General features: G+C 43.4%; 14 protein-coding genes and 1 pseudogene. 4 read left to right on the forward strand and 11 right to left on the reverse strand.

Annotation, left to right across the window (positions count from 1 at the left end; translation table 11 throughout):
• Positions 1-119 precede the first annotated feature (119 nt).
• Positions 120-790 (forward strand): annotated as a pseudogene (locus CEF21_RS12380) (HAD family hydrolase).
• 130 nt (positions 791-920) lie between these two features.
• Complete coding sequence (fdhA, locus tag CEF21_RS12385) at positions 921-2129, forward strand: formaldehyde dehydrogenase, glutathione-independent (RefSeq protein WP_123916788.1); 1209 nt, start codon at positions 921-923, stop codon at positions 2127-2129.
• Positions 2130-2355: 226 nt separating this feature from the next.
• Here fdhA and CEF21_RS12390 read toward each other — a convergent pair whose 3' ends face one another.
• The 9 genes from CEF21_RS12390 to CEF21_RS12425 all read right to left on the reverse strand — a co-directional run bounded on the left by CEF21_RS12390 (position 2356) and on the right by CEF21_RS12425 (position 13201).
• A complete protein-coding gene (locus tag CEF21_RS12390) occupies positions 2356-3189 on the reverse strand; it encodes a helix-turn-helix domain-containing protein (protein WP_123916790.1) in 834 nt (277 codons plus the stop codon).
• Between the two features lie 145 nt (positions 3190-3334).
• Positions 3335-5659, reverse strand: a complete 2325-nt coding sequence (gene helD, locus CEF21_RS12395) for an RNA polymerase recycling motor HelD (protein WP_123916792.1) — start codon at positions 5657-5659, stop codon at positions 3335-3337.
• Positions 5660-5942: 283 nt separating this feature from the next.
• Positions 5943-6140: an aldo/keto reductase gene (locus tag CEF21_RS21955; RefSeq protein ID WP_206427822.1), complete on the reverse strand. Its 198-nt coding sequence runs from the start codon at positions 6138-6140 to the stop codon at positions 5943-5945.
• On the reverse strand, positions 6107-6931 hold the full coding sequence (locus tag CEF21_RS12400) for an aldo/keto reductase (protein ID WP_206427773.1): 825 nt from the start codon (positions 6929-6931) through the stop codon (positions 6107-6109). The genes CEF21_RS21955 and CEF21_RS12400 overlap by 34 nt, the downstream gene beginning before the upstream one ends.
• Before the next feature lie 129 nt (positions 6932-7060).
• Entirely contained in the window at positions 7061-8059 is a 999-nt protein-coding gene (gene mgrA / locus CEF21_RS12405) for an L-glyceraldehyde 3-phosphate reductase (protein WP_123916794.1), read from the reverse strand.
• A gap of 189 nt (positions 8060-8248) precedes the next feature.
• On the reverse strand, positions 8249-8662 hold the full coding sequence (locus CEF21_RS12410; RefSeq protein ID WP_123916796.1) for a VOC family protein: 414 nt from the start codon (positions 8660-8662) through the stop codon (positions 8249-8251).
• Between the two features lie 141 nt (positions 8663-8803).
• The gene (locus CEF21_RS12415) at positions 8804-9427 is read right to left on the reverse strand and encodes a DUF3885 domain-containing protein (protein WP_123920205.1); all 624 of its coding nucleotides are present in this window, start codon (positions 9425-9427) and stop codon (positions 8804-8806) included.
• A gap of 206 nt (positions 9428-9633) precedes the next feature.
• Entirely contained in the window at positions 9634-12156 is a 2523-nt protein-coding gene (locus CEF21_RS12420; protein ID WP_123916798.1) for a cyanophycinase, read from the reverse strand.
• Between the two features lie 19 nt (positions 12157-12175).
• Complete coding sequence (locus tag CEF21_RS12425; RefSeq protein ID WP_123916800.1) at positions 12176-13201, reverse strand: cyanophycinase; 1026 nt, start codon at positions 13199-13201, stop codon at positions 12176-12178.
• A gap of 422 nt (positions 13202-13623) precedes the next feature.
• Between CEF21_RS12425 and CEF21_RS12430 the strand changes: the two genes are divergently transcribed.
• Complete coding sequence (locus CEF21_RS12430; protein ID WP_123916802.1) at positions 13624-14241, forward strand: acetate uptake transporter; 618 nt, start codon at positions 13624-13626, stop codon at positions 14239-14241.
• 185 nt (positions 14242-14426) lie between these two features.
• On the opposite strand, the gene CEF21_RS12435 is transcribed toward CEF21_RS12430, so the two are convergent.
• Positions 14427-14852 carry an OsmC family protein gene (locus tag CEF21_RS12435; protein WP_123916804.1) on the reverse strand — a complete coding sequence of 142 codons (426 nt, stop codon included), beginning with the start codon at positions 14850-14852 and terminating at the stop codon, positions 14427-14429.
• An 837-nt stretch (positions 14853-15689) separates the two neighbouring features.
• A complete protein-coding gene (locus tag CEF21_RS12440) occupies positions 15690-15950 on the reverse strand; it encodes a metal-sensitive transcriptional regulator (protein ID WP_123916806.1) in 261 nt (86 codons plus the stop codon).
• Between the two features lie 181 nt (positions 15951-16131).
• Between CEF21_RS12440 and CEF21_RS12445 the strand changes: the two genes are divergently transcribed.
• Positions 16132-17622, forward strand: coding sequence for a spore germination protein (locus CEF21_RS12445; protein WP_123916808.1), 1491 nt, complete (start codon positions 16132-16134; stop codon positions 17620-17622).
• Positions 17623-17633: the final 11 nt, after the last annotated feature.

Here is a 17633-nt window from a genome sequence, read left to right on the forward strand (position 1 = left end):
TTATCCATGTCAGACCGTAAAGGAATTGCTATAATTTATCATATCAGATTTTTAACATCAGCTGAGAGGATAGCCCTTTAAACAAAAGGAAGCAAAAAACTGATAAAAGGAGCTGTATTATGAGATATCAGGCCATGCTATTTGATTTAGATGATACCCTGCTTGACAGGGATTTGGCAGTAGACCGGTTGTTTAACAAAATCCTGGATACTTGTTATGAAAGCATTGAACCGATACAAAAGAGCGAAATGCTTAAAAAGTTCAAGGACTATGACCAAAACGCTTATGGTATCGGTGACAAAACAATCGTGGCAGAATCATTATTTGATGATTTTCCCCCTTCATACAGGCTTCCGGGAGACAGCATCCAGAGTTTCTGGAATCATCATTTCCCTCAATGTTTTACGATCAGCGAGCATACTTTAAAATCCTAAAGCAGATAAAAACTCAAATGAAAGTGGGCATTGTAACAAATGGCATAACCGAGAGGCAAAAGGCCAAGATTGCGAACACTAAATTGAACACAATATTTGATCATATCCTCATTTCTGAAGAAGCGGGAGTCAGGAAACCGGACAGACGCATATTTGAAATGGCATTAGAGGGGCTTAACGTGCAGCCGGAAAACACTCTATTCGCAGGAGATAACCTGATATGGGATATTGAGGGCTGTCAAAATGTAAACATAAAGGGCATTTGGTATAATCCACACAAAAAAGTGAATCACACCAAAATAAAACCGGATTATGAGATCCAGACACTTGATCAATTAGTTACGATTTTTACATAGCATGTACCCGTTCGATCGCTCTGAAAGATAAAAGAAAGAGCAGTTGAGACCTTATTATATGTTTTGATCCGTTTACAAGTGGAATAGATAAGAGAGAGAAAATTCTGAAAATAACTGGAGGTAAACGGGGATGAACAATCGTGCAGTAGCTTACACAGGAAACGGGGGCGTCAAAATTACGGATATTGACTTTCCTGAACTGGTTCTGAAGGATGGACCCGGGGTCAACAAATTAAATGTCGGCAGGAAATGTGAACATGGAGTCATTTTAAAGGTTGTTTCAACAAATATATGCGGAAGTGACCAGCACATGGTTAGAGGGCGCACGACTGCACCAGAAGGGCTTGTACTTGGACATGAAATCACAGGGGAAGTCATTGAAGCGGGAAGAGACGTTGAATTCGTGAAAAAAGGGGATCTTGTGTCCGTTCCTTTTAATATTGCTTGCGGCAGGTGCAGAAACTGTAAGGAAGGAAGCACCCATATTTGTCTCAATGTAAACCCGGACAGGCCCGGTTCAGCATACGGCTATGTGGATATGGGCGGCTGGGTAGGCGGCCAGTCCGAGTACGTTATGGTGCCTTATGCAGATTTTCAAGTCCTTAAGTTTCCTGATAAAGACCAGGCGATGGAAAAAATTCTAGACCTGACTATGCTTTCAGACATTTTCCCGACTGGATTTCATGGAGCATACACAGCCGGTGTCCGGATTGGTTCCACGGTTTATGTGGCAGGAGCCGGACCAGTCGGCCTTGCGGCAGCACATTCTGCCCAGCTATTGGGCGCCTCGGTTGTCATCGTTGGCGATTTCATTGAAGAACGTCTCGCACAAGCCCGTAGTTTTGGCTGCGAAACCATTAATATTGGAGAACATGACAATATTCCGGAACAAATTGAACAAATACTTGGTGTGCCTGAGGTGGATGCAGCCATAGACTGCGTTGGTTTCGAAGCCCATGGACATAGACATGAAGAAGCACCGGCAACGGTCCTTAACTCCATTATGGAAGCTACACGAGCGGGCGGCAGTCTAGGAATTCCCGGTTTATATGTAACCGAAGACCCTGGCGCGGCTGATGAAGATTCAAGACAAGGTGCATTAAAACTTAATTTTGGCTTGGGCTGGGCAAAAGCACAAACGTTTGTAACCGGACAGACACCGGTAATGAAATACCACAGAGGGTTAATGAACTCCATACTGAACGGTAAAGCTCAAATTGCCAACGCTGTCAACGCAACTGTTATTAAACTGGAAGATGCACCGAAAGGATATTCAGAGTTTGACAGCGGCGCTGCGAAAAAATTTGTTCTGGATCCGCACGGATTGCTGCAGAAGTAATCTGCAAAACGAAGCGCGTATGAAAAGCTCGAACAAATTGAAAAGTATGTAATGATAAAAATCCAGATGCTAAAATTTCGTTTCTGTCTCATTATCTTAAGTATACTTAGATTTTGAGACAGAAATGATTTGATTTATACAACTGACTAGAATATATATTATGTCTACTAGAAAAAACAGAAATGCCAGAGCATGTTACTTCTCTGGCGTCACAAGTAGCTCTACTTTACTTTTCATTGTTTAATCTAGAATCCTTCTTTTTATTTTCCAGGAGCTCTAATGGCAGTTTTTCTTGTTGGAATGCTGCAAACTTCCTTTCTAAATACATTCCTTTATCCTTATAGATCCAGTCTGCAAATTGCCGGATGGTTTTTCTTCCGCTAATATAAACTCGGTAATGTTTATCAAAGGTTTTCAATACAGGATTAAAACCTTTCTTCTCAAGGACTTTTTTCAGTGATTCCATATACTCTAAAGAACCTCCAACAAAACTTGCGAAATATCCTCTATAGTTTATATTTCCATCACCATCAAAATATCCTCTGATAAAATGACTTAAAAATTCATCAGGCACATCGGGGAAAGTTGCATTTAACGACTTGCTGGACGACACCCCAAACAAATGAATCAAATCATCCTTCAGAACTTTGCTATTCAGATTCAGCATATAGACACCTGTTTGCTTGTTCTGATATAAAACTTGATTGGACTGCATTTCTTTTTTGATCTGCTCAAGTATCGTTTTATCTTTTTGGGCAAAGCTGACGCTTTGCTGCGCACTGGCAATAAAGCCGTCTGCATAAAAAAATCCCAATATGTACGCCATATTGTCAGACCATGTTTTAAAGTAGTGTTCATTCAGCTGATACTTCCTGTGCCAGTGCCCAAAAGGTCTTAAGGTCACGTTATGTTCTCTTAAAACCAGCCGTACATACCCCTGTGAAACATTTGCTGCTTCTGCAATTTCTTTCGTACTCTTCCCCTCTTGATATAACTTGATCATATCCTCCAGTTCCATCGTTCTCTTTCTTGCAGGTTTGCGTTTTTTCTCATTTCCCATCCGCTTTCCCCCTTATTCGTAAACATCTCACCCCTTTATTATACGAACATTTGTTCTTACAGTCTAATTTCAGCTATCATAAGTAAAAAAAGGATGGGAGGATGGCGATGAGCCTTCCCTTCCATCCTTTTTTACCGATGAGCCATTAACCTTCGGAAGCGGTGCCGCTCAGCAGCGGACTCGGTGTTCCAACGCTGTACAGCTGCAGGTGGTGCATAGCCCGTGTGCAGGCCGTATATAACAATCTCCGCACGCTTTCATCGCCATATACCTCCGCTGAGGCATTATAAACAATAACGGCGTCAAATTCGATTCCCTTGGCCAGGTATGCCGGGATTACGACAATTCCTTGCTCATATTCCATTGATCCGCTTTTCAAAAGCTTCATTCCTGCTATGCCGCTCAAGGCCTTGTATGCACATGCGCTTTCGGCTGCAGATTTGCAAATAACCGCGATGGTGCTAAACTGCCTCTTTCTTAAGTCTTCAATTTTGGAAGCTATGGAGCGATGCAAATCGTTGGAATCAGACACTTCTGTTAAAATCGGTCTCTCGCCATCGCGTTCAAATGCGGTAATCTCCTCTTTGTTTGGCACAAGTGTACGCGTAAACTCGACAATTGGTCTGGTGGATCTGTAGCTGCGGGTCAAGCTGATCGCAAACGTTGCGTCCGGACCATATAAGGAAGTAAGCGTGTGAAAGTCAGCCATTTTACTGGCATGAGCAAAAATTGCCTGGTTAAAATCCCCGAGCACAGTCATTCTTGCCGAAGGAAATAACCGCTTCATAAATTCAAACTGGAACGGTGAGTAATCCTGTGCCTCGTCTACAATGACATGTTTGATGGAGCTGTTCGTCTGGAATCCTTGAATCAGCTCTTTTAAAAACAAATATGGAGTGGCATCTTCGTATAATAATTGATCTTCGTCCAGCATGCTCACGGTCAATTGACATACATCCGCCCACTGCTCTGGAGCCTCCCGCTCAATATGCCGGCTAATCCTTCCGGGATCTGCAAAAAGCTGCTTGTATATTCCTTTAAAATCGATAAATTGCCATTCTTTAATCCATTTCTTTAGCGGCTGTAACTTCCGGCGTACAATTAACCGTGCTAAAGCACCAGGCTCCATTTCGTAATCATGAATGGACTCTCCTGTAAAACCCCGTTTCTCCGCTAAATAGGTAAACGCCTTATGGTACTCTTCATTGCTCAGCAGTTCAATTTCCTCCTGAACCCACGGCTTCGTCCGTTCAGCTTTCTCCGCTATCTTTAGCTGCCTGATCAGCCAATCCTGCAATTTTTCCAGTCTGCTGTGAAAGCGAAGAGAGGTTTCACTGCTGTAAAATCGATCTTCCATTTGCTGAGCCGTAACCAGCGGCTTTCCTCTGAAAATAACCCCTTTACATACAAGCCCGGAAAATTCGAGTGAATCCCTGTATGATTGAATCGCCTTGTAAAAGTGATGGCCAGCCTTAAATTGTATGCCAGCCATCCTTGTTCTGTAGAATGGGTTATCTTCCTCAGTCAAAACGTATTCCAACTGATCGTACGGATTCTCAATTTGAAACTCTGTTTCAAGACGGTGATCCAAGTATTCCTGGAAAGTAACCTGCTGCATATTCTCTTCACCGAGTTCCGGCAGCACATTTGAAACATAATGATTAAACATGGAGTTAGGCGAAAAGAGAATGATTTGATCGGCATTCAGCTTTTCCCGATATTTATAGAGTAAATAAGCAATCCTCTGAAGAGCAGCTGATGTCTTCCCGCTTCCCGCAGCGCCGTGTACGATCAGCATCCTCCCGCGATCGTGCCGGATGATCCGGTTTTGCTCCTGCTGAATGGTGGCGACAATATTGTGCATTTGTTTGTCCGTCCCTTTTCCAAGCACTTGCTGAAGGATTTCGTCACCAATGGTGAGACTAGTATCAAACATGGATTGAATTCTGCCGCCGCGGATCAGGTATTGCCACTTCTTCTCAAGAATGCCTTGAATGATGCCTCCAGGCGTTCGATACTTAGCGGGTCCGGGCTGGCAGTCGTAGTAGACACTGGAGACAGGAGCCCGCCAGTCATAAATGAGGAAATTCTCCCCGCTTGGATCTGTAAGCGTCGAGATTCCGATATACATTCGCTCAGGTGCTGAAGTTCCTTCTTCCATAAAATCAATCCGCCCGAAAAACGGGCTCTTCTGCATTCGGCGCAGCGCAGTTAGCCTTTTAGAAGCGTGTCTGTGGGTGCTTTGGCTGACCGATAAAGCCTGAGCCTCTTGCCTCAAACCGATGATCGTCTCAAGATAATCGTCAAAAGTATCAAGATTAACCTTAACTTCATCCCAGAAGTGTTTGCGGATATTTACTACTTCCTTCCGGCGCTTCGACGTTTCACCTTCCAAATCATTGATTTGATCTGTTATGGTCTTCATTACACGGTCCACTCGCTTTTGCTCATCGACGGCGTCCAAATTCATACCAAACACTCCTTTTCTTAAAAAATAGGGGTTGACTGGAGATGGCATTTTCATATACAATTAATATAGGGGTAATATAAGTAAAATTACTAGAGAAACTTCTGAACTATATAAATTTACCATATCTATTCATTTTTATCAATGAATTTTAACCTTTATTGATTCTTTAAATTTAACATTACCTGCCATTAAAACTCCCGGTTTCTGAATGAAACCGGGAGTTTTTTATGAGCTTTTATACTTTAAACCTGCTGCGAGCCCCCTGCAAACGTACTCAGGAAAACTAAATGAACCATTTTTTCCTTGGAACAGGATAATATTCACCGGCAGCGCGGTCTGAAGGCACTGCTTTTTCAATAGCCGAAAGGTCATGATCATCTAGTTTTAAAACCACTGATCCGAGCGACTCATAAAGCTGAGATCTTTTTCTTGCTCCTACCAGTGGAATTATATCTTTCCCCTGGGCCAGAACCCAAGCGATAGCAAGGCTAGAGCTGCGGTTGCCTTTTGTTCGTGCGCCAAATCTTGCAGGGCATCTGCAAGGATCAGGTTTTGATCCAGATTCGCTCCCTTAAAACGGGGGCTCCTTCCCCGCTTGTCATCTGCATGTAACCCCCTATCTTTTGACCAGCTGCCGCTTAGAAGCCCTCTGGAAAGAACACCATATGCAGAAACCGAGATACCTAATTTTCTTAGTTCAGGCAGAATGTCTAATTCTATATCCCGATTGAACAATGAATATTCGATCTGGAGCCAGCTTATCGGATAAACGGCATGAGCACGGCGAATGTTTTCAACTCCCGTTTCTGAAAGTCCGATGAAGCGTACATATCCTTCCTTTACAAGATCAGCGACCGCCCCGATCGTTTCTTCTATCGGAACAGCCGGATCAGGTCTGGCTGGCTGATAAAGATCGATATAATCGACACCGAGGCGCTGCAAACTATCTTTAAGGGAATCCTTTATCGTACGAGAATGTTGTTCCGTTTTTCCCTTTACAAATGGATGCCGCTTTCCATCAAATTTTACCGAAATAAATGCTTTTTCCCGGCTGCGTCCTTGTAATGTTTCCCGTATCAGCCATTCGTTGTGCCCGTCACCATAAAAATCTCCCGTATCAAATAGGGTAATGCCTTTTTCCATTGCTGCTTGAATGGTTGCTATGCTTTCACTGCGGTCCGCTTTCCCATAGATTGAAGACATGCCCATGCACCCGAGACCAATTTCAGAAACGAAAGGACCGTTTGCCCCGATTGTTCTATTGTTCATCATCTGTCCCCCTTACTTGACGGATCTTGATTATACATATGTGAGATCGGCACAGGAAAAACACACGGTAACACACAAAAAAACAGCAGGCGCCGTTCCTTCCTGACTGTTCAAAGTTTGTTTATATATGAGTCATGAATTTTTCATCAAGATCGAATCAATTTTCTCTAATTCTTCCTCTGTAAAATCTAAATGTTCAAGCGCCGCCACATTCTCATCAATCTGGCTTACTTTGCTTGCTCCAATTAAAGCAGAAGTCACTTTCCCTTCGCGAAGCACCCATGAAAGAGCCATTTGCGCAAGACTTTGCCCCCGTTCAGCAGCAAGCGCATTCAGTTCTTTCACACTTTCAATCACGGCATCTGTTACTGCTTCTTCCCCTAATGCCCCGCTTGGTTTCGCAGCCCGAGAATCAGCGGGAATGCCTTCTAAATATTTATTGGTCAGCAGACCTTGAGCCAAGGGACAGAATGCAATGGATCCTGCGCCATGGTTCTGAAGAACATCCTGAAGTCCGTCTTCAATCCAGCGGTTCAGCATGGAATAGCTCGGCTGATGAATCAAGATTGGTGTTCCCAGTTTATCCATGATTTTTACCGCTTCTTCTGTTTCTTCTGCGCTGTAGCTTGAGATCCCGGCATAAAGCGCTTTCCCTTGCTTCACAATCGAATCAAGCGCTCCCATCGTTTCCTCAAGCGGTGTGTCCGGATCCGGTCGGTGGGAATAAAAGATATCCACATAATCAAGGCCCAATCGTTTCAAACTTTGGTCAATGCTTGCGGTTAAGTATTTTTTTGAACCCCATTCTCCATAAGGGCCTGGCCACATATAGTAACCCGCTTTCGTTGAAATAATCATTTCATCCCGGTATGGGGCAAAATCTGATTGCAGCAGCCTTCCAAACATCTCTTCAGCAGATCCCGGCGGAGGGCCATAGTTATTGGCGAGGTCAAAATGGGTGATCCCCAAATCGAATGCCCTTCTCAGCATGGCCCGTCCGTTTTCAAACGAATCAACGCCTCCAAAATTATGCCACAGTCCAAGGGAAATAGCCGGCAGCAGCAACCCCGATTGTCCGCATCGGTTATATGTCATCTTCTCATAGCGATCTTCCGCAGCTTTATATTGCATATGCAGCTCCTCCTATTTTTGCGATTTCCATGAAGGCCATCTTCCCCATTTTTTAACCTTGTCCGGATAAGCCGGCCTTTATCATATCCAGCAGCTTCTAGAACATCCATTCCTTAATATAAGCTTGTACACGAATATAAGCTTGTACACGAATATAAGCTTGTACACGCTTTCATAATAACCGCTTCCTTATGATCCCGTTTGCTCTACAAGCTCAATGATCATTCCCTCCGGCCCTCGGCAATAGCAAAGCTTGTAAGTATCTTTGTAGATTTGGATATCACGCAGGATAACGGTTCCATTCTTTTTTAACTTGGCCACAACCGCATCCATATCCTTTACAGAAAAGGCCATATGGATATTTTCAAGAGACGGATTTAACCGTTTCTCATCTGGAGGGGTGTTAAGTTTGATTAGCTCAATCCATCCCTGACCATCTGGCGTCCCCATTCCTGTACAAGATACAGGAGACCGCCCTTGTCCCATCCATTCTCCATCCGATTCCCATTGTCCTTGTACTTCAAGTCCCAAGTCGAGAAAGAATGCCTGAGCAGCAGGTAAATCACGAACGATTACTCCCAAGTGACTCATCTTCAGAACCATATGCCCATTCCCCCTAAGTCCTTCCTTATCTATTGATTATGGGCAACCTTTTACAAAATTTCAATCAAATCCGTTATCCATTTTACGTTTAAGTTCATCATAAAAAAGCAAACGCTTATACGGGGCGTTTCCATTAAACAATTATTTAAACACTTTATCAATTTCAGGTCTGTCATAGTCTAAAATCCAGTCATTGTGTCTAGTATAAACATCTTTGATTGCAGCAGGTGAAGTTGCCAGCAAATCACATCCTCTGTCATCGTAAACGTGAAAGATCGTTTTTCTATTGATGTTAATGAAGTAAACTCTATGGAAAAGACTCGGTTTCAAGCCCAAATCTTGATGACAAATCGCTTTTAATAATGGGACATATTTAATATCCGATGGTTTGCATTTTAAAGTAAATCTGTGCGTTTTGTATGTTCCTTCTTCATCATCTTCCGGAAAAAGATAAGGAATTGTATGTTGATGTACCTTCAGCAATAGGGACTTTTCTTTTACATACTTAGAATAGATGTTCAATTTGCGCTTAAACGTTTTACCGTCTGCGAAGTCGTCTGCCTGCGCTACAAGATAGATATCGTCTTCGGGTAAATGTAAAGTCCGAAATAACGTAATGGCTCTGTTATAAACGCCTTTTACATAGCTACCATTTTCATAAATGTCATCAGGATCATCGTTCACACCTAATTCAAAGCGAATCCCAATATCCCAGCTATAAAATAAAGGGGGGCTAAGTTTTAAGTTGGGAAAATTTTTGTTCATAAAGTCGATAAATGGCATTGAAGCACCTCGGCAGTCTCTAATTATTGGTTCACCACTGGTTTCCCCACCAGCCGGAAAGGCAGGTCCAGCATAGTGCTTTACCCATTGATATACTCTACCAATTTACTAAGCGCTTTGTCCATTTCAATCCTGCCACACATAAAAAAGAATCAATCCCCGCTCAGGATTGATTCTCAGGAGAAACATTATTTGATTTTCACGAATATCGGATAAATATCCAGTGATACATGAGTAACGGAATAATCATCCTTTCCTCCGTCTTTGTATCCCCAGAATCCGTTTGTCTCCTCTGTTTTCCGGAAAATCATTTCGACTCCTATCCCGTGATCAAATGCATAGCTTTTTACTTTTTCCTCTCCGCTGTTATCGACAAGATTGTAGGATAAATAGTTCTTTAATGTACCGTGCGGAGTCAGCACTCCTGTATGGGGAGCGGCTTTAAAATCGCCGTATTCATATCCTTTCGTCGAGTCTTTGTGCTGGCTGATGGCAAATGTTTTTTGTTTCATGTCTACCGTATCTCCCGCTGAAAGAGCCGAGATGGAAATATTTTTGTAACGGCCTTTTTTCTTCTCTGCGTTCGATAAATCAACAACGGTTAATCCTGCCCGTCCAACGACTTCCACTTTTTGTTCTTTATTATTGACGACCATCGCCGTGTCTTCATCAATTCCGTAGGAAAGCTGGCTGCGGTCCCCTTTTTCATACGCTGTTGCAATGAGTCTTCCCAGTCTTGATTTATTGTCAAAGTGCTGATCGATGATTCCATTTTGGAAAAAGCCGAGACCCCTTTCCAGATAGCCCGGTCCTCCCTCCTGCTGCTCCATTCCGTTGTACGTATCGGTAAATCCTTTGGTTAACGTATCCAGACTGCCTCCGCCGGCAAGCATCACGTCGCTCATGATGGCTGCTCCGGCACTTGTTCCGCCTAATACCGCTCCCTTTTTATAAATGTCCCAGATGGCGGATAAAGCTTTGGATTCCGACTGATCGGGATTCAGCAAAGCTTCCGTGATATAGGTCTGATCGCCGCCGACAAACCAGATGGCATTGAGATTTTTTATGCGTGCGGCCGTTTCATCACTGTTCCGGTTTTCTTTCCACTTGGACTCATCTTCAGCTGTTCCTTTAAAATCGTGTGCGGAGATAGGAAGGATTTCAATCTGATCATCTTTTACTCCGTATTTGACGAGGTCATTTTTGAAGGCATTCGATGAACTGAAGCTTCCGCTTGCAGCCGGGATAATCCCGATTTTTGCTTTTGAGTTTCCTCCTGCAAGTTCAATGAACCTTTTATAGACCGCCTCATTGCTCGAGCCAAGTGCCCCTCCCGCTATAACCAGATTTCCTGAAATCTCTCCGCGGTTTACTTTGTCCGGCACTTTAAAATTGGATGGTTTATACGTTTTAAAAGCGGTTTTATCTTTCATAAGCTCAACCGAAACAGGGATTACATCAAGTTTTACATTTGTAATTGAGTAATCATCCTTTTGCCCGTCCTGGTAGCCCCAGTATCCATTGGTCGATTTTGTTTTGCTGAACGTTAAGGCGTACCCTTTTCCTTTGCTGTCATACAAATAGCTTTTTACAGATTGAGAGGATGAATTATCTGCTAAAGAATAGGCAAGATACGGCTTTAGTCTTCCGTAAGGTGTCAGCAGCCCTGTGGCATCCAAAGGTTTAAACTGATAGTATTCATACCCTTTCGTTCCGTCTTTATCCGGGTTGATGGCAAACTCCTTCGTCTGCAGATTAATCTGATCCCCCGGTGACAAAAAGCTGACGGAAACATTGTTAACCGGATGGACTTTTTTGCCTGCAGGCTTTGATTTGCTTGTATCTATGACGGTTACTCCGCCGCGTCCGACAATCTCTGCTTTTTTCTCCGCGTTATGGACAATCAGTGCGGTATCCTCATCAATTCCATACGAATTATACAAATCTTTTCTCTTTTCGTATTGAATGGAAGCAGCTGCAAGCCGGCCGAGTCTTGCTCTTTCATCAAAGTGCTGATCCACAATGCCGTATTGAAAAAATCCAAGTCCTTTTTCAATATAAACCGGTTCATATTCTTTATTTTGAAGGGGTTCATCTTTTTCCGTAAATTCTCCCTTCAGTCCTCCCAGACTGTCGCCGCCCGTGATCATCACATCACTCATGATCGCGGCTCCAGCGCTCGTTCCCCCTATAACCCCTCCTTTTTTATACATCGTCCAAATTGCATCGAGCGCACTTGAGTTTTTCCCCTTCTCATCTCTTAATGTCTTGGTGATCCGAAGCTGATCGCCGCCTACAAACCATATAGCTGAGAGGTTTTTGATTTGGTTTGCCCATTCTTCTTTATTCACATTGTTCTTCCAGTTGCTTTCATCAAAATCCGTATCGCTGAAATCGTGATTAGAGAAAGGAAGAACCGTAATATGTTCAGGGTCCACCCCGTATTTGGCCAGGTCTGCTTTGAAGTCCGCGGAAGACTTTAATTTCCCGCTGGCAGCGGGAACAATGCCGATCTTGGCCTGTTTTTCTCCGCCTGCCAGTTTAATAAAAGATTGATAGACGGCTGCATTGCTGCTCCCTAGAGATCCGCCTGTAATAACAAGACTTCCTTTAATCGTACTGGCTTCGGTTTGACTGGCATTTGCCGCCGGCAAACTCACTGTTGAGGCCAATAAACAGGCGGCTGCCAAAAGACTGAACTTTCTTTTCATAACCTTTCCCCCTTAATCTTTAGTTTCCATATAAAGAACCGCTTGTAGAAGTCAGAACTCCATTTTGAGAAGATAGCTTATAGGAAAAACCATTGGTACTTGACCATGTCTGAAAGTTAAACGTATTGCCCGGACGCAGTTTAATGACGTTCACATCCTTCATGGTTAAAGGACTTCCATAACTGCTGGACGGAGCGGAGGACGTTCTTGCCGCATAGACGGATTGTTTCGTTCCGCCTGGCTGAGCCGCCACTTTCGCTGTCCCGTCGCTTTCGACAAGCAGGGCGGTTTGTTCATTGACGGCTATTCCTTTTGCCTGGTTCGTCCACCCGTCTGAAACATTTCTTGACAGAAATCCGATAAACCTTCCCATCCGGTCCCTTTGTTCGAAATGTGAATCGGTCACAGTCCCCATTAGATAACGATTCGCCAGGAAATCGCGGGTAAATGTCATATAGCGATTATTCGGATTGGCCAGGGCTTCATCCGAATACACCGAACCGTATTTAGCGTCATAAATATACTCGCCCAGAATGGCAAGGCCTGCACTCGTTCCGCCAATCGGTACATTTTTTTGAATGAGCTGATTGATCACGTCTTCCAGAGGAGTATTCTTGATGTAATCCACATAATTAAACTGATCGCCACCGGCGAAAAATACCGCTTCCGCCTTGCTGACTTTATCCAATACAAAGGAATCCGATGAAGCATAGCGGTTATTCAAAAGGATGGTTTCGACTGAATCCAGCTTGGCGTTATTGTTCTGTGCTAAATCGTATAAATACCGGTTGTATCCGTCTGTTCCTGAAGTGCGGATCACAACAAAATCTCCATGGTTGGCTTTATTAGCCATCCACAGCATCGCTTCATCAACATCCGTCCCGCCGCCCATTAAATTGATTCCGTATGAAGTGACAGGAGATACGTTCACCGTGCTGCCATAGCTGTAATACGTATAATCCCCTGCGGCCGCCTTTGCAGCATTCCCATGGATCGATAAAGCGCATAAACACCCAATTACACACGTTTGAATCAGCTTTTTCATTTGTTCAGCTCCCTATTTTTTAATTGGACAGCTTCGGACATCTCCATTCATTCCGTACGGTCGTGGTTTTAGGTCCATCCCTCCATAAATGCGGCTTCTTACTATCCTCTTTATCTAGCAAACTTCATGCCAATCATGATGGGGAACAAAGAAGAATATTGTGTTTTTTAAAATAAAGTGCGCTAAGAAGCGGGTTGATCATCCGTAAAATTTATTTAATGCTTCACTTAATTATCTAAAAATTCTAACTTATGAGGAATTTAGGTTCCAATTGGTTCTAATATAACCCAGAAAATAACCCAGAAGAACAGGCTGAAAAATTGGGAACGTTTACTTTCGTCTTTTTATAAAAAGGGAATTGACGCGCCCTCTCGTCTCCTGTATTTTGTTCAAGTATGCATTAATTTTTAGGAGGTTCATCATTGAACAATCAGAATGTACAGCAAGTAAAAATGACGGTCGCTGACCCATCGGCAATCGGTCTTTTCGGACTTGCCATGGTTACACTAGTGGCATCGTCACAAAAACTGGGGTTAACGGAAGGTCTTTCTTTTATTATCCCTTGGGCGGTCTTTCTCGGAGGATTTGCTCAATTGTTCGCCAGCATTCAGGATGCAAAGCATAATAACACCTTCGGATCGACGGCATTTGGAGCATTCGGCCTGTTTTGGCTTGGTGTAGCCGGTTCCTGGCTTATTCAGCTTGGTGTTTTTGGGGAAGAACTTGCTTCTGGAGTGGATTCAAAGCAGCTTGGAATGGCTTTCGTCGGGTATTTAATTTTCAGCTTATTCATGACCGTCGGTGCAATGGAAACGCACAAAGTGCTTTTTACGATTTTCGTTCTTATTGATTTCTTATTCATTGGATTATCCTTAAGCACGTTCGGTGTCATGCATGAGGCGACCCATATGCTGGCTGCTATATCAGAAATGCTCATTGCCCTCGTCTCTTTTTACGGGTCTGCCGCCGCTGTGCTGAATCCTCATTTCGGCCGTGAATTCCTGCCGGTAGGGAAACCGTTTGGTCTTTTTAAAAAATAAGCTCTTTTAAACTTGGCTGTTGATTTCCGCTACAGGCGCTCGCTTCAATCAACAGGGGTAAAAAAATCAACAACATGCTTTAACATAGCGAAAAAATAAAACGCAAAAGCAGTCTCACCGTTTCCTGGGGAGACTGCTTTTTTTAATAAAAATGCCCTTTTTCCAACTAAGGAACAAATGTTCGATTATAATTCTTTGCTTCCTTTTGCTCCATTAATCGAATAGCTGACAGAGAGCTCAGCGTTTAAAGAGTGGGATACGGAGCAGTATTTATCTTTGGACAGCTCGATGGCCCGAACCACCTTTTCTTCCGGAAGCTCTCCTTCCAGGGCGTAATGGATATGAAGTTCCGTAAAACGCTTTGGATGCTCTTCAGCACGAATTCCTTCAACGTCCATTTGAAATTGAACAGGTTCGAGCCGCATTTTTTTCAAAATCAGAATGATATCAATGCCGGTACACCCCGCTACTGCATGCATAAGCAGCTCTGTTGGTCTCGGGCCGCTGTTTACGCCGCCTGTTTCCTGTCCTGCATCCATTTTGATCTCATGTCCGGACGGGGATTGTCCGCCAAAGGCAAGGTTTCCATCCCACACTACTGTCGTTTTCATCTGTCAGCTCCTTTTATATAGGGCAGTCCTGCAAAGCTGTGTTACCCTCTATGTAAATGTAAAAAGTCAGCACGAATCCATAGCATTCCTTTTTCCGCCAAGAATATTCACTTAAAAATTGTTTCCAGTACATACCTTTAGCTCGTATGAATCGTATTTGGTGATCAGGTAATCAAGATCTTGACAGCCGCATGAAGCTGAGAGAGGATTATCTGTGCCATCTTTGATACCCCTTAGGGTAAATAAATTGTACAATGATTTTCCTGTCCATTTGCTCATTCAGTAATAACGTTAATTATGGTTTTCATGCCGATTCTAAATGCTGCGCCGCAAGGTCCCTTCTGCTACCCGCTCTGCGTATCAAACAAATTGTGGACCCGCCGTCAAACTCCCCTATCTCTTCTTTTTAGTTACCGAGTAATACCACATGGGGTATATAACAGAATATAAATTCTTCTTTCTGCAGATAAAGAAAAGATCCCTACCGCCATAATTCTGGAGATTTAATGATCTGTTTCAAAACCACTGCCCGTATCATCTAATTTGAAAACTCTGCATTGTCAGTCTCCGCAGCTTCCATTTAACGAACCTTTTCTCTTAACCTCTCTCCGTTAAAAGGTTCATCTTTCGTTAATGCCTTTACCGCAGGTTGCTTTCTTTTGATCAGACATAGTCTTCAATCTTTAGATATACCCCATGAGGTATATCTAAAGATAAAAAAATAACCGGTCTAATTTTTAAAAATACATAATGGGGTATAGAAAAATCGAAAACTATACATATAACGTAAGCACATTGAGTTACAGAATCTCTTTTTTTAATATGATTCTCAGGATCTTACCTGCTTTTTACTAATAGTTCCACAGCCTGTTTAACTAAATGGTCTGTAGATTCGCCTTTGGCTATATTTTCTCTGACGCATTCTTCAAGGTTTTGACTGACGATCACACCCATAGTCCGGTCAATCGCGTTCCGTGCAGCTGACAGCTGAGTGACAATCTCGCGGCAGTCCTTTCCCTGCTCCATCATGCCAATGACTCCTTTAATTTGGCCTTCAATTCGTTTCAAACGATTTAGTGTGTTTTTATCATAATCCATCCTTTGTTCCTCCCTGTCTCCCTCAATCTGAAGGGAATAAAGTAAGCATATCTTATACCTGCTTGGGTATCGTGTCAAATAACCGGTTCTTAAAGGAACCTAAGGGATCATTGACATCATTTGCATAATTCTCCTTCTTTTTCTGCAAGCTACAATCAGCAGCGTTTAGAAGGAGATTTTTATGGACAGTCATTTACAAAAACAACCCGACACAACAAACATTCAAACGATTGCGGAGCTGCTGGATATCTGCAGGAAGTCCTCTGATTTCGTTTCAGAGGCGATTGAAGGCACCCCCTTCAGCATCCACTATTATAAATCAATGGTCGATAAAAAAGTCCTTCAGCGCTCCATTCTGCCGGTCCTTCACAATCCGGAGTATTTCGGTGCACTAAAAGAAGTCGGGCAAAACCTGCCGATTGAAGATTTAAAACTCACGGACTCTCCTGATGATGCAGAGGAATATCTAGTAAGAGGACACGTTCTGATTCTGCGCGGCAACACATCAACTGAAGTACTAGTGGCCTCTGCTTCTTTTATTGAAAAAAGACCGGTAGGACAGCCGGAAGTAGAATACAGTGTGGTCGGGCCTAAAGAAGCTTTTGTGGAAGGCATTGATTCAAATCTGAACTTAATCCGGAAGAGGATGCCGACCAGAAAGCTGACTATTCGGGAAACGAAAGTGGGATCCATTTCTAAAACACGCGTAGCTGTTGTTTATTTGGAGGGAGCTGCAGATCCAGCCAATGCGGAGACCATTTTCAGTCATATTGAGCAAATCCATTTTGATCAGATTGCAGACAGCTCCTTTGTTTTGCAGCTTATCTCAGATAACAGCACCTCCCCGTTCCCGCAAATGATGGATACGGAAAGGCCTGATCGGGTAGCAAGCGAGGTGGCAGAAGGCAAAATCGCTGTTTTCGTCGATGGATCGCCCCATGCCCTGTTAAGCCCCACCACTTTAATTGAATTTTTCTCTGCCTTTGAAGATTATTTTCTTCCCTGGCCAGTGGCTTCGGCATTCCGGCTCATCCGGCTATTCGCCGTGTTTTTTTCCGTCGTTTCCACGTCTTTATATGTTGCCGTTTTAACTTATCATTACGAAATGATTCCATCCAATTTGCTTGATCCGCTCATTTCTTCAAGGAGCGGAATTCCTTTTCCCCCGATTATCGAGGCCGTTATTTTAGAACTGACCATTGAACTTTTGCGGGAAGCAGGCGCCAGACTCCCGCAGAAAATAGGACAGACCATTGGGATCGTCGGCGGTATTGTGATTGGAACCGCAGCAGTAGAGGCGGGACTGACAAGCAATGTCCTGCTTATTATTGTATCGCTTGCTGCACTGGCTTCCTTTACAACCCCCATTTATCAAATGGGGAATACCATCCGTCTCATCCGTTTTCCCTTTATCATCTGCGGTCAGCTTTGGGGAATCTTTGGGGTATTTTTATGCTTTGGTTTTTTTATCAGCCATATTCTCAATCTTTCCTCTTTTGGAAGGCCCTACATTGCCCCGGTTTATCCCGCAAGATGGCGCGATTTAAAAGATTCCCTTTTCAGGCTGCCCTTTCGCATGCAAGGACAAAAGCCGCATCAGCTGCGGTCACCGGATCCATTTAGGTTTGATCCGCCGCCAAAGCGAAGAAAACCCGATATTGAAGAAATTTGAAGGAGGGAGAA

It is taken from the genome of Bacillus sp. FJAT-42376, assembly GCF_003816055.1.
GTDB lineage: Bacteria > Bacillota > Bacilli > Bacillales > Bacillaceae > Metabacillus_B.